At 67.2% G+C, this 13,606-nt stretch carries 9 protein-coding genes; 1 reads left to right on the forward strand and 8 read right to left on the reverse strand.

Features of this window, described 5'->3' with window-relative positions; all coding sequences use genetic code 11:
• Positions 1-48: 48 nt before the first annotated feature.
• The 8 genes from ACTHQV_RS16725 to ACTHQV_RS16760 all read right to left on the reverse strand — a co-directional run bounded on the left by ACTHQV_RS16725 (position 49) and on the right by ACTHQV_RS16760 (position 12,837).
• Positions 49-3,159 carry a glycoside hydrolase family 2 TIM barrel-domain containing protein gene (locus ACTHQV_RS16725; protein ID WP_440491872.1) on the reverse strand — a complete coding sequence of 1,037 codons (3,111 nt, stop codon included), beginning with the start codon at positions 3,157-3,159 and terminating at the stop codon, positions 49-51.
• Between the two features lie 61 nt (positions 3,160-3,220).
• A complete protein-coding gene (locus tag ACTHQV_RS16730; protein WP_440491873.1) occupies positions 3,221-6,160 on the reverse strand; it encodes a TonB-dependent receptor domain-containing protein in 2,940 nt (979 codons plus the stop codon).
• Between the two features lie 237 nt (positions 6,161-6,397).
• Entirely contained in the window at positions 6,398-7,060 is a 663-nt protein-coding gene (locus tag ACTHQV_RS16735) for a GntR family transcriptional regulator (RefSeq protein WP_440491874.1), read from the reverse strand.
• A gap of 76 nt (positions 7,061-7,136) precedes the next feature.
• The gene (locus ACTHQV_RS16740) at positions 7,137-8,372 is read right to left on the reverse strand and encodes an NAD(P)/FAD-dependent oxidoreductase (protein ID WP_440491875.1); all 1,236 of its coding nucleotides are present in this window, start codon (positions 8,370-8,372) and stop codon (positions 7,137-7,139) included.
• A complete protein-coding gene (locus ACTHQV_RS16745) occupies positions 8,369-9,784 on the reverse strand; it encodes an amino acid permease (RefSeq protein WP_440491876.1) in 1,416 nt (471 codons plus the stop codon). The genes ACTHQV_RS16740 and ACTHQV_RS16745 overlap by 4 nt, the downstream gene beginning before the upstream one ends.
• A gap of 26 nt (positions 9,785-9,810) precedes the next feature.
• A complete protein-coding gene (locus tag ACTHQV_RS16750) occupies positions 9,811-10,806 on the reverse strand; it encodes a 4-hydroxyproline epimerase (RefSeq protein WP_440491877.1) in 996 nt (331 codons plus the stop codon).
• The gene (locus tag ACTHQV_RS16755) at positions 10,806-11,753 is read right to left on the reverse strand and encodes a dihydrodipicolinate synthase family protein (RefSeq protein WP_440491878.1); all 948 of its coding nucleotides are present in this window, start codon (positions 11,751-11,753) and stop codon (positions 10,806-10,808) included. Before ACTHQV_RS16755 ends, ACTHQV_RS16750 begins: the two co-directional genes overlap by 1 nt.
• A 319-nt stretch (positions 11,754-12,072) precedes the next feature.
• On the reverse strand, positions 12,073-12,837 hold the full coding sequence (locus ACTHQV_RS16760; protein WP_440491879.1) for an arylesterase: 765 nt from the start codon (positions 12,835-12,837) through the stop codon (positions 12,073-12,075).
• Here ACTHQV_RS16760 and ACTHQV_RS16765 point away from each other — a divergent pair.
• Positions 12,836-13,531, forward strand: coding sequence for an ABC transporter ATP-binding protein (locus ACTHQV_RS16765; RefSeq protein ID WP_440491880.1), 696 nt, complete (start codon positions 12,836-12,838; stop codon positions 13,529-13,531). The two genes, ACTHQV_RS16760 and ACTHQV_RS16765, sit on opposite strands and share 2 nt — an antisense overlap.
• Positions 13,532-13,606: the final 75 nt, after the last annotated feature.

Here is a 13,606-nt window from a genome sequence, read left to right on the forward strand (position 1 = left end):
GCTCAATGGCTACTCAGGACGAACGGGTCTGACCCATGTCATCCTGCTCTAGCGCGCAGCCGGCGCGCCCAGCGTGAACGTCCACTCGACCGGTGCCAGCGGCACGCGGTAGCGCATATGCGGGCGGCCGTCGGTGCTCCACCCGGTATCGCCGCCGACCCCGCTCTGCGCAACGTCGATCAGCAGCGTGCCGTCGCCATGCGGGCGGATGTCGCTGCTATGCGCCTTGCCCGGCGGCTTCTCCATCAGGTCGGCATAGGGAAAGGGCAGCGCATTGACCGCCATCGGCCGGTCGCCGGTCACGCGCACCCCCGCCCCGCCGGCACCGGTCAGGTCGATCCAGCGCAAGTCCTGCTTGGTCCCCGATTCCTGTGGTCGAGCATAGCCATGATATTGATCGGCCAGCGTGCCCGCATAGTCGCCGACCAGCGCCGCGGTCTTGCGATCGGCATAGCTCTCCCACGGCCCGCGCCCATACCAGCGGATGCGGTCGAGCGTCGCTGGCGTGCGGAACTGCATGCCGATCCGCGGCGGATCGGGAAGGTCGTCGCGCAGCGGCACGAACCGCACCGTCGCCCGCGCCGTGCCGGTCGCATCCATCGTCCAGCGGGTAGTGACCTTGACCGATCCCACGCCCATGTCATGGCGAACGACGATCGCGTCGCCATCGGCCGCGATCGCATCCAGCCGCCGGTTGTTGCTGAACTGCTCCCACATCCGGTGGGTTTTTGTCATGCCGGTGCCGATATCGTTGTCGGTCGGCGCGCGCCAGAAATCGGGGGTGCCGCCGCTCAGCATCGTCGTGCCGCCGCGCGCATAGCGCCGCACCAGCCCGCTCGCCCGGTCAATCTCCAGCACCGCATCGCCCGCGGCCAGCCGCAGCACCTCGCCGCCATCGACCGGCACGGCGCTCCCCTGGGGCGCAGCCAGCGCGCGTGGCGGCGACAGCGCGAACTGTTCGTAGCCGACGACATGCCCCGCCGCGACCAGCGGGATCGCCCTCGCCTTCGCCCGCGCGCGCAGGACCAGCATCCGCTCCGCCCCGGCATCGCGCGCCGGCGGGACCGTCAGCGAAAGCGGCGCCCGCTGCCCCGCCGCGACCGACGGCATGTCGACGCGTCCCGTCGCCATCGCGCGCCCGTCCTCCAGCACCGTATAATCGAGCGTGAAGCGCGACAGGTCGATATGGTCGTGACGGTTGAGCACCGCATAGCCTTCGCCGTCGCGTTCGAACGCGATCGGGGCATAGACCTTGGCCATTTCCCAATATTCGGGATCGGGCGTCCGGTCCGACCGGATCACCCCGTCGCCGACCGGGCTGTCGTCGCCATCGGCCACGAAGTCGCGCCCCTGCGCCCAATAGTCACGCCCCGCAGCATCCTTGCGAATGACGGTCTGGTCGACCCAGTCCCACACGAACCCGCCCTGCAACTTCGGGTATCGACGAATGACGTCCCAATAGTCCTGAAGATTGCCGAGGCTGTTGCCCATCGCATGGGCATATTCGCACAGGATCAGCGGCTGGGTAAATTCGCGCCGCTGGGCATAATCGACCATCTTCTCGACATCGTCGTACATCGGCGCGAAGATATCGACATAGGCATTGGTCGGGTGCCGCCACCCGCTCATGCTGTGGCCGAGGAAACTGACCAGCCGCGTCGTATCGCGCGCCTTCACCCACTGCGCCGCCGCCTCGAAACTGCTGCCGACACCGGTTTCGTTGCCCAGCGACCAGAAGAGGATCGAGGGGTGGTTCTTATCGCGCTCGACCATCCGCTCGACCCGGTCGAGATGCGCCGCCTTCCATTCGGGTTTGTAGCCGAGCAGCGTATGCTCCGGATCGCCATTCTGCTGCGCCTGCGACAGATAGCCGTGGCTCTCGATATTGGCCTCGTCCATCACGTACAGCCCGACCTGATCGGCCAGTTCATAGAGGCGCGGATCATTGGGATAGTGCGAGGTGCGCACCGCGTTGACGTTCGCCGCCTTCATCAGTTCCAGATCGCGGTGCAGCGTCGCTTCGGAGACAATGCGGAAGGTGTGCGGGTCATGCTCGTGCCGGTTGACGCCGCGGATCATGATCCGCCGCCCGTTGACGCGCACCTCGCCCCCGTCGATCGCGACGGTGCGAAAACCGATGCGCCGGCTCGTCGCCTCGACCACGTGGCCCTTCGCATCGAGCAGTTCGATCAGCAGCGTGTAGAGTTCGGGCGTCTCCGCGCTCCACGCTCGCACCGCCGGGATGTCGCCGGTCAGGCGGACGTTGCGCGCCGCATCGGGCAGCCCCTCACGCGACAGCAGCACCCGGCGGCCGTCGAGCACGCTCGCGCGTACGCGCACGGCATCGGTCCCGGCGACCGCGACATCCAGTGCCAGCGTCCCGTCGCGATAGCCGTTCGACAGACCCGCGCGCACATCGATGTCGCGCAGATGCGTCGGCGGCGCGGCGTAGAGGGTGACGCTGCGCTCGATCCCGTTGACCCGCCAGAAATCCTGATCTTCCAGATAGCTGCCATCGGCATAGCGATACAGTTCGATCGCGACGGTGTTGCGCCCCGGCCGCATCGCCGCGGTCACGTCGAACTCGGCGGGCAGTTTCGAGTCTTCGGAATAGCCGATCCGCTGCCCGTTGACCCAAAGGTAATAGGCCGCCCCCGCCGCGCCGATCGTCAGCAGCATCCGCCGCCCGGCGAACTGCGCAGGTACCATCACCTCACGGCGATACGACCCGACCTCGTTCAGCCGGTGGTCGATCTGGGGCTGGTCCATCGGGAACGGATATCCCGAGCCGACGAACACCGGCGTCCCCTGCCCCTCGGCCTGCAGGATGCCCGGCACCGCCACCGTGCCCCAGCCGTTGACGTCATAATCGGGCCGCTCGAACCCAACCGGCCGCGTCTCCGGCGTCGGCGACCGGCGGAAGCGCCACTGCCCGTCGAGCGACAGATGATAGCGCGACCGCGCCGGATCGTCGCGCAGCGCCAGCGCGCGCGTCTCATAGCCGTCGAAAGTCGCATGCATCGGCTCGGCCCCGATGCGGATCACCTCCGGCCGCTCCCATTCGGCAGGCGCCGCCGTTGGGGCCGCAGGCGTCTGTGCCGTCGCCGTCGCGATCGCCAGCGTGGACACCAGCAGGGCAAGCGCCACGCGACCGATCATTGCTTCTTCTCCATTCGCGGACGGCCGACACCCACCCGATGCCGGCCGCCCATGTCCTTCATCAGAATTCGGCCGACAGGCCGACGAAGAAGGTCCGCCCATTGGCGTCGTACACGCCCGGATAGGTGTTGCCGTTGCCGAACGACGCCAGCACGCCCTGCGCGATCGCCGGCGGATCGCGGTCGAGCAGGTTGTTGACGCCGATGCGCAGCGACACGTCCTTCATCACCGAAGCGCTCGCGGCAAGGTCGAAATAATTGGCGACCGGCAGGCGCGAATTCACGACATAGGTCGACCCTTGCAGGAACGGATCGCTGGTGTTGAACGACAGGCTGGCCGGGCCGATGTAGCGCCAGTTGAGCGAGATCGAGCCCTTGTCGTCGCTCGACGTCCAGGTGAAGCGCGCCTGATGCCGCCATTCGGGGCTCGGCTGGCCGCAGGTGCCGCCGAACAGCCCCTTGCAGTCGTAGGAACCCAGACCCGGCAGCGGTTCGGTGGTCAGGTCGCGCAGCCACGTACCGACCATGTCGACGCTGAACCCGCCGATCCCGGTATCCACGCCATAGCTGACGCCCAGATCGAGGCCGCTGGTGGCGAGCGACCCGGTATTCTGCGTCGTCGACGTCACGAAGCCCGCCGTCGTCGCATCGCCGCCGAACAGCACGCCGTTGCGCGGATTGCGGTTGAACAGCGAACAGAAGAACGGATCGCCGGTCGAAATGCACTGGCTGATCGTCAGCGTGACCGGGATCACGCCGATATAGTTCTTCACCTTGATGTTGAAGTAATCGACCGACAGCATCAGCCGCTTGGCGAAGCGCGGCGTCAGCACCAGCCCGGCGGTGTAGGTATCCGCCTCTTCGGGACGCAGCGCCGGATTGCCGCCGTAGAAGCCGGTGCACTGCTCGCTCGGGCATTCGATGATGTTGCCATATTGCGCGGCAGTGACGCCGGTGTTCTGGCATTGTTGCAGGGTCGCCGTTGGGCTGGCGCCGGCGCACGGATCCTGCGTCGTTACGTTGCCCGGGCTCTGCGCGCCGAACAGTTCGGAGATGTTGGGCGCACGGATCGCGCGGTTATATCCGCCGCGCAGGCGCAGATCGCGCGACGGCGCCCAGGCGATTTCGCCCTTGTAGGTCGAGATGCCGTCGCTGTTGGTGCTGTATTTCGAGAAACGATAGCCGCCGGTCAGCGACAATTCCCTGAAGAACGGCCGTTCCTCGACGATCGGCACGCGGATTTCGGTGAACCCTTCGGTCACGTTGAACCCGCCTTCGATCTCCTTCGTCCCCTTGGCGATCGCCAGCGCATCGGCCCGGAATTCCAGGCTCTCGCGACGATGCTCGACGCCGAAGACCGCGCCGATGCCGCTGTCGGCCCAGGGCAGCTTCACGCCATATTCCCCGCCATCGACGGTCAGCGTGCCCGACAGGACGGTTTCCTTGTCCAGCCCCTCGGTGCTGGTCGGGGCATAGACATAGTTCAGCGCCGCCGCGGTCGGCCCGCCGAACTGGAAGACGTTCAGGGGCACGCAGGTCGGGTCAGAACCGTCGATCACCGACCGGCAGGTCGGCACGCCGTTGACCAGATCGACCTTCAGCGCGCGGTTGGCACGTTGCGGGTCGATGTCGTTCTGATAGGTTTCGTTGAAGATGACGGTCGAGAACAGCGCGTTGGCGTCGTAGCGGATGCCGGGCGCCAGTTCGCCGCGGAAGCCGCCGGTGACGCGGTAGTCGGTATGGCGCAGGTCGTCGCGGCGCGGCTGGGCCGGGGCGGCGACCGGGCGATAGCCGATATAGACGTCCTGGTTGACGTTGGTGCCTGCCGCCGCGGCACCGCACAGCAACGCCGCCTGCTGCGCGCTCATCAACGGGTTGTTGCAGTTGATCGAATAAGGATAGCCCTGGAACAGCGCCGATGGTGCGATCTGCGAATTGGTGCGATCGTCCATGAACATGAAGCTGCCATAGATTTCGACCGCAGGGTTCACCTCATATTTGGCGAACGCACCGGCGGTGAAGCGGGTATCGTTACGCTGGAAATAGTTGAGCGGCGCGTAATTGTAGCGGAAGCTGGGATTGTACTGGACCCACGTCTTCTCGCCATCCTTGGTATTGTTGTATCCGCCGGCGGCAATGCCCGAGCGCAGCGGCACGAACCGGCCATATTGGTTGTTCGACGAACCGCCGCAGGTGAGCGAGGTCGCCGCCGACGGCGTGCCCGAAAACACCGGGTCGAGCGCACAGGCCGACACGTCGCGGTTATATTGCAGGATCGGCTTCACGTCGCGATAGCCGAAATAGGCGGTGACGTTGCCGCGATCCTCGGCGAAATTGGCGCCCAGCGCGATGTTCGCATCGAAACGCTGGCCGTCGATCGGGGTGCGCAGCGCCGGGCTGAACCCGGCTCCGACCACCCGCGCGCGGTTCACGGCATTGTCGTTATGGTGCGCCGAAAACCCGTATTGCACGTCGGTCTTCACGCCGTTCAGATTGTCGCGCAGCACGAAATTGATGACGCCCGACACCGCGTCCGACCCGTAGACCGCGGACGCACCGCCGGTCACGACGTCGACCCGCTGCACCATGAACGACGGGATGAAGTTCAGGTCGGTCGCCTGAATCGGCAACAGCCGCTGCCCGTTGACCAGCACCAGATTGCGGTTGCTGCCGAGGTTGCGCAGGTTGACGCGGGCGGTGCCGTCCGACCCGTTCGACACATTCTCGTTCGCGTCGGGGGTGATCTGCGGCAGGCGGTTGAGCACGCTTTCGATGTTGGTCGCGCCCTGCAGGCGGATTTCCTCGGCACCGACGGTCGTGATCGGGCTGTTGCTCGCCACGCCCGGCTGAGCAAGGCGCGTACCGGTGACGGTGATGGTTTCGCCGTCACCCTCGCCCGTATCGCTGGCTACCTGACCGTCGGTCGTCACCTGCGCCACCGCCGGAACGGCACATCCCAGCACCAGCGCAGTCACCGCCCCGGACGCCAGCAATCTCGTCATCTGTCGCATCGTTACCCCCCATGATTATGGGCAGACCATACACATCCATAGCGTTTCATCAAATATATTATACGATGTACGCGTATGATTATTGCGGTATTGGGCCGGTGGCTATGCGTTCGATGCGGAAATGGCCTTTTTTGGCTTCAGTTTGGTCGTAGGTGGATATGGTGAATACGAGCGGAGGTCCGCCAACCTTGCGGCTGCCGGTAGATCGTTCGCCTAGCGTCGGCGCGCTCAGGCCGACGGCGCGTCCGGCTGGAACTGGCTGCGCAGGTCGAGCACGGTCTGTTCGATATGCGCGTACATCGCGTCGCGCACCGCGGCGGCATCGCGCGCCAGCCAGCGGTCGAGCAGCCGGGCATGTTCGTCGTTGGCGCGCTGGTCGCGACCCAATGGTTCGAGGTGCTTGCGCACATAGCGTTCGCCGAGCACGTGCAGCCGCTCGAGCATCGTCGTCGTGATCGGCTGGCGCGACGGGCGCAACAGGGCGAGGTGGAAGGCGCGGTTGAATGCGCCGACCCCGTCGCCATGCGCATTGGTCGCCGCGTCGAGCCGGGCCAGCGTCCGCGTCGCCGTCTCGCGCTCGGCTTCGGTCGCATGGGTCGCCGCCAGCGCCGCGACGTCGGGCTCGAGCCGCAGCCGCAGCGCATAGACTTCCTCGGCCTCGTCGATCGTCAGTTCGCGGACGAAATAGCCGTGATTGGCACGCGAGCGCAGCAGCCCTTCCTGTTCCAGCCGGGTCAGCGCCTCGCGCAGCGGGATCTTGCTGACGCCCAGTTCGGCGGCGAGCGCATCCTGGCGGATCGCGCGGTCCTGCTCGACATTGCCGGCGAGGATGCGATCGCGGACCAGGTCGACCAGCTGGTCGGACAGGTTGCGGATGATGATGCCGGTCATGCAATGCGCCTCCCCCGGTCGGAGGATGCCGGGCGCGGTTCCTTAGCGTGGGCGCAGCCGGCCTTGCAATCGCACCTCATGCGAAGCGTCCCAGATCGAACGGCGTCAGGTCGACCGCCGGTGTCCCGCCCTGCAACAGCGTCGCCAGCGCCTCGCCCGTCGTCGCCGACAGCGTCAGCCCCAGATGCTGGTGGCCAAAGGCATAGGCGACCGCGCCGCGCCGCCCGATCGCGGGCAGATAGTCGGGCAGCGTCGGCCGCGCGCCGATCCACGGCTCGACCGGTTCGCGCAGGCTCAGCCCGAGTGCCGCGACATGCGCACGCAGCCGCGCCCATTTTTTCGGATCGGGCGGGGTGTCGATCCGGGCGAATTCGACGATGCTCGCCGCGCGCAGCCGCTGCGCAAAGCGGGTGACGATCATCGATCGATCCTCGAACACCACCGGCGGCAGGTCGGCCGGCCAGTCGCCCGGATCGCCCTCGACATGATAGCCGCGCTCGGCGATCAATGGTGCCTTCATGCCCAACGGTGCGACCAGCGCGGCCGACGCGGCGCCGGCGGCGATGACCGCGACATCGGCTTCATGGGTCGTACCGTCGTCCAGCGTCACCCGCCCGTCGCGATCCACCGCGCGCACCCGGCCATGCACGAACCGCCCGCGCCGATCGAGGAACCGGGCGGTCAGCGCCGCGCCCAGCGCGGTCGGGTCGGTCATCTGCCCGCTGCCTTCGAACCGCACCGCGCCGGCGATCGGCACGCGGGAAAGCGTCGTCAGCCGCGCCAGTTCGTCGGCCGTCGCATCGCGCACGCGGGCGGTGCCAGTGTCGGCTGCCAGCCACGCCGCCCGGCCGCGCGCGGCGGTCCCGGGCGTCTCCCACACCACGAAATGTCCGTCGACGCGCAGCAGATCGGGCACGCCCGCGTCGGCCAGCACCCGTTGCCACGCAGGGATCGCGGTCGCGAGCAGCGCCGACAGCGCCGCCTTCCCCCGCCGGAAGCGCGCCGGCCGTGCCGCCGCCAGCATCCGGAGCGCGAAGGGCAACCACGCCCCGATCGCGCGCGGCGGCAGTGCCAGCGCCCCGCCGCGCGAAAACAGCCGTTTCGGCACGCTCCTGATCGTCGCGAGCGACGCCAGCGGTTCGACCTGTTCGACCGCGATATGCCCGGCATTGCCCCAGGACGCCCCGCGCCACGGCGCATTGGGGGCGACGATCGTCACCAGCGTGCCGCGCCGCTGCAACGCCAGCGCGACGTTCAGCCCGACGACGCCATCGCCGATGACGATCGCGGTCGCCGGCGTGCGATCGATCATCCGCGCGCCCGCACCAGGCTGCGCGCCCGGCCATAGCCGAGATAGAACAGCACCCCGACCACGTTCCAAAGCCCGAAGCGGACCAGTGTCTGCGTCGGCAGGCTGACCAGCAGGTACAGGCAGCCAAGGATCGCCAGCGTCCCCACCACGAACGGCGCCGGACAGCGGAACACGCGCTTCAAATCAGGCGCCCGCTTGCGCAGCACCATCATGCAGGTCGCGACCGCGATGAACGCCAGCAACGTGCCGGCATTCGCCAGTTCGGCAATCTCGTCCAACCGGAAGAACCCCGCCACCGCCGCCACGAACACCCCGGTCACCATCGTCACCAGCGCCGGCGAGCCCGTCCGCGCCGACACCCGGCTCAATCCCCGCGGCAACAACCCGTCGCGCGACATGACGAAGAAGATACGGCTCTGCCCATACATCATCACCAGGATGACCGACGGCAGCGCGATCAGCGCCGCCAGCCCGATCGCCCATGCGGCAAACGGATGCTGGAGCGTGCGCAGTACATAGGCCAGCGGCTCGGCCGAGCGCCCGAGATCGACATAGCTGACCGCGCCGATCGCGGCGACCGCGACGCCCATATAGATGGCGGTACACGCCGCCATCGACCCGATGATCCCGATCGTCAGGTCCCGCCCCGGATTGCGTGCCTCCTCCGCCGAGGTCGCGACCGCGTCGAAGCCGTAAAAGGCGAAGAACACGATCGCCGCCGCCGCCATCACCCCGCGCGTCGCCCCGCCCTGCACCTCGCTGCCAAAGCCGTATGGCATGAACGGTTCGAAATTGCCGCCGTTGAACGCCGGCAGGGCAAAGGCGACGAACACTGCCAGCGCGACCATCTTGATCGCGACCAGCACGATGTTGAACGTCGCGCTCTCGCGCGTCCCCGCGACCAGCATGCCGGCAATGCCGAGCGCCACCAGCACCGCCGGCAGGTTCACGATTCCCCCGCCATGCGGCCCCGACAACAGCATCGCCGGCAACTGCACCCCGGCACTCTCCAGCCACCCGACCAGATAGGCCGACCAGCCGACCGCCACTGTCGAACAGGCGAGCGAATATTCGAGGATCAGGCTCCAACCGACGATCCACGCCACCCCTTCGCCGATCACCGAATAGCTGTAGGTGTACGCGCTGCCCGCGGTCGGGATCAGCGTCGCCATCTCGGCATAGGCGAGCGCGGCGCAGGCGCACACCGCGCCCGCGATGGCGAAGGACAGGATCACCGCCGGCCCGGCGCGATCCGCTCCGACCCCGGTCAGCGTATAGATGCCGGTCCCGACGATCGCCCCGATGCCCAGCGCAATCAGATGCGGCCAGCTGAGCGTCTTGCGCAACTTGCGATCCGGCTCCGCATCTACTGCGTCGAGGGGCTTCAGCGGCCCCCATATCCCTCGTGCCACGCCCGCTCCCCCATATCTGTTCTACGTCACACCACCGTGAAGCCGGCGAAGAACGGGTCCTCGCGATCGATCCAGATCGTGTTGAAACCCGTCGCGATCGCCGACCCCTCGATCGACGGTACGATCGCCGGCTGGCCGCCGATCATCGTCTCCGCCTCGACCCGCCCGACGAAGCGGCTGCCGATATAGCTTTCATGCACGAAGCGGTCGCCGACCCGCAACCGTCCGGTCGCGGTCAGATGCGCCAGCCGCGCCGAGGTGCCGGTCCCGCACGGGCTGCGGTCGATCGCGCGCTCGCCATAGAATACCGCGTTGCGCCCGTCCGCACCCTCGCCCTTCGGCTGGTCGGCCCACAGCACATGGCTGACGCCGCGGATCGTCGGCTCCGTCGGATGGACCGGTTCATAGACCGCGCGGACCATGTCGCGGATCGTCCGGCTGAGTTCGACGATCCGCGCCGCGCCCAGATCGTCGAGCCCGGTATAGGCCCCCTGCGGCTCGATGATCGCGTAATAATTGCCGCCATAGGCGACATCAATCGACAGCGGCCCGAATCCCGGCACGTCGATCTCCAGCCCCTGCTTCGCTAAATAAGCGGGCACGTTGCGGATCTTGACCGAACGGACGCGGTTGCCCTCCGCGACGTAATCGATGTCAATTACCCCGGCCGGCACCTCTACGCGCAACCGCCCCGGCGCGCGCGGGGTGATCAGCCCGTTCTCCAGCCCGAAGGTTATCATCCCGATCGTGCCATGCCCGCACATCGGCAGGCAGCCCGACGTCTCGATGAACAGGATCGCCGCATCCGCATCACCGCACGGCGGGTACAGGAATCCGCCCGACATCATGTCGTGCCCGCGCGGCTCGAAGCACAGCCCGGTGCGGATCCAGTCGAAGCGCGCCAGGAAATCCTGGCGCCGCTCCGCCATGCTGGCACCCCGCAGCAGCGGCGCGCCCCCGACCACCAGGCGGACGGGATTGCCCGCCGTGTGGCCGTCGATGCAGAAGAAGGTGTGCCGCATCAGGCGGCGACGGAGGAGACGGGCGCCGCCTTGAGCACCGGCCGCGTCGCCGCGCACTTCTCGACCATCGCGATCACCTCGGCCCGACGTGCACCTTCCAGCGGCAGGCGCGGCAAGCGAACGCGTTCGGACCCGCGACCCATGATCTCCTCGGCCAGCTTGATCGACTGGACGAGGTCATGCTCGGCATCAAGGTGCAGCAGCGGCATGAACCAGCGATAGATGCGCCGCGCCTCTTCCCAGTCGCCGCGATCGACCGCCGCGATCAGCGCGACCGATTCCTGCGGGAAGGCGCTGGTCAGGCCCGACACCCAGCCGCTGGCACCCAGCAACATCCCCTCCAGCGCGACATCATCCAGCCCAGCCATCACGATGTAACGGTCGCCGAAGCGATTGATGACATCGGTAAAGCGGCGCGGATCGGGCGCGCTTTCCTTGACCGCGACGATGTTCTTGACCGGCTCAAGCAGTTCAAGCGTCGCGAAATCGACCGACACGCGATAGGCGGGGGGATTGTTGTACAGCATGATCGGCAGCCCGGTCGCTTCCGCCACGGTGCGGAAATGCGTCGCCAGTTCGTTGGGCGTCGGCACATAGACCATCGCCGGCAACAGCATCAGCGCGTCGACGCCGATATCCTCGACCTCCTTCGCGAACGCCGCCGCGCGGCGCGTCGTGAATTCGGACACGCCGCACACCAACGGCACGCGCCCGCCGACCGCTTCCACGCCAGCGCGCAGCACCGCATGCTTTTCCTCGACGTCGAGCGAATTATTCTCGCCACAGGTGCCGAGCAGGATCAACCCGTCGACACCGTCCTCGACCAACGCTACCAATCCACGCTGCGTCGCGTCGATATCGACCGAACCATCCGCCGCGAACTGCGTCGTCGCTGCGGGATAGACGCCCGTCCACATGCTCGAACCAGAAACCACATCATCCTCCATGATCGCGTTTTTCGTATACGATATTAAGTGGAGGATGCCAACTGAAATCGGAGCGGTGGTTTGTGAGGACGATCGGACATCCGTTCCATTCGCCCATGGTCCCTATTCATCCCTCTCCCCTCGATAGGGGAGAGGGTTAGCGGAGCTTGCCAGCGTGCTGGCTAGCGCAGCTTGGGAGAGGGGTCGTGCGAGCCAAAGGCTCGCGCGCTCGCTCGGGCGAGCGCATCACCCCTCACCCAGCTCCGACTAAGCCTTTGCCACGCAAAGACCAAGTCTGCGCAACCCTCTCTCTCTACGAGGGGCGAGGGGAAAATCCTTCTCACCCCGCCGGATCGATCGCTCGCAACCGCCCGGCCACCACCGGCCCCAGCCGCGCGACGATCCGGTCGACCCCTTGCGCATTGGGGTGGATGCCATCGGGCAGCATCAACGCGCGGTTGCCGATCACCCCGGCCAGAATGAACGGATCGAGCGTCGCGTCGTACCGCTTGGCCATGTCGGGCCAGATGCGGTTGAACGCCGCGGCATAGTCCGGCCCCAGATTGGGCGGCACCATCATGCCGGTCAGCACCACCGGAATGCCGCGCTTCTGCAATTCGTCGAGCATCGCCACGAAATTCGCCCGCGTCTCGGCCGGCGGAATCTGCCGCAGCAGGTCGTTACCGCCCAGCCCCAGCAGCACGAGGTCCGGCTTCCGGTCGAGCCGGTCGAGCGTATAGGCCAGCCGCTGCCGCCCCGCCGCGCTGGTGTCGCCCGAAATCCCGGCATTCACCACCCGCGCATTGATCCCCTCGGCACGCAATGCATCCTGCAGATCGTCGGGCAGGCTGTCGCCGCGGGCAAGGCCATATCCGGCATACAGGCTGTCGCCGAACGCCAGCACCAGCCGCTCCGGCCCGGCCACCGGCGCCTGCGAAGCGACCGGGGCGGGCGTCGCATCGGCGGCGACGTTCACCGGCGTCGCGTCATTGGCTTCCGACAAATCGGGCTGGTTGCAGCCCGACAGCAGCAACGCGCCTTGGAGAATGGCGAACGCGCCCGCATATGTGGGTCCCTGCTTCGTCACTGGCGACAAACCTTCCATGCAATCCGTTTCGAACGATATGGTCATCGACGCGCGCGGTGTCACCCTGACGCTGGGCGAAGGTGACGCAGCGACCCGCATCCTGCACGGCATCGACCTTGCCGTCCCCGCCGGGACCAGCGTCGCACTGCTGGGCGCATCGGGATCGGGCAAGTCGTCGCTGATGGCGGTGCTGTCCGGGCTGGAGCGCGCCAGCGGCGGGCAGGTCCATGTCGCCGGTGCCGATTTCGGCGCCATGGGCGAGGACGATCTGGCCCGCGCGCGGCGGGGCCGGATCGGCATCGTGTTGCAGGCTTTTCACCTCCTGCCGACGATGACCGCGCTGGAAAATGTCGCGGTGCCGATGGAACTGGCCGGCGTCGCCGACGCCTTCACCCGTGCCGAGGCCGAACTGGCGTCGGTGGGCTTGGGTCACCGCCTCCACCATTATCCGACGCAATTGTCGGGCGGCGAGCAACAGCGCGTCGCCATCGCCCGCGCACTCGCCGGGCGCCCGGCATTGGTGTTCGCCGACGAACCGACCGGCAATCTCGACCGTGCGACCGGCCATGCGATCATGGACCTGCTATTCGAACGCCGCGCCGCCACGCAGGCGACGCTGCTGGTCATCACCCACGACCCGGCGCTGGCCGAACGCTGCGACCGGGTGGTCGAACTGGCCGATGGCCGTATCGCACGGGATACGGGGCGATGAGAACGTCGCGCAATTTCCCTTTTCGTACCCCCGCGCAGGCGGGGGCCCAGGGCCAAGCAGCACTATCGGTCGCGT

Origin of the sequence: Sphingomonas sp. SAFR-052 (genome assembly GCF_051965015.1) — a bacterium.
Lineage (GTDB): Bacteria > Pseudomonadota > Alphaproteobacteria > Sphingomonadales > Sphingomonadaceae > Sphingomonas.

Bases quoted from the DNA above. Each gene is read 5' to 3' on its own strand.
- ACTHQV_RS16725 (WP_440491872.1), bottom strand. From the start codon at position 3,159: ATGATCGGTCGCGTGGCGCTTGCCCTGCTGGTGTCCACGCTGGCGATC.
- ACTHQV_RS16760 (WP_440491879.1), bottom strand. From the start codon at position 12,837: ATGGAAGGTTTGTCGCCAGTGACGAAGCAGGGACCCACATATGCGGGC.
- ACTHQV_RS16765 (WP_440491880.1), top strand. From the start codon at position 12,836: ATGCAATCCGTTTCGAACGATATGGTCATCGACGCGCGCGGTGTCACC.
- ACTHQV_RS16750 (WP_440491877.1), bottom strand. From the start codon at position 10,806: ATGCGGCACACCTTCTTCTGCATCGACGGCCACACGGCGGGCAATCCC.
- ACTHQV_RS16755 (WP_440491878.1), bottom strand. From the start codon at position 11,753: ATGGAGGATGATGTGGTTTCTGGTTCGAGCATGTGGACGGGCGTCTAT.
- ACTHQV_RS16730 (WP_440491873.1), bottom strand. From the start codon at position 6,160: ATGACGAGATTGCTGGCGTCCGGGGCGGTGACTGCGCTGGTGCTGGGA.
- ACTHQV_RS16735 (WP_440491874.1), bottom strand. From the start codon at position 7,060: ATGACCGGCATCATCATCCGCAACCTGTCCGACCAGCTGGTCGACCTG.
- ACTHQV_RS16740 (WP_440491875.1), bottom strand. From the start codon at position 8,372: ATGATCGATCGCACGCCGGCGACCGCGATCGTCATCGGCGATGGCGTC.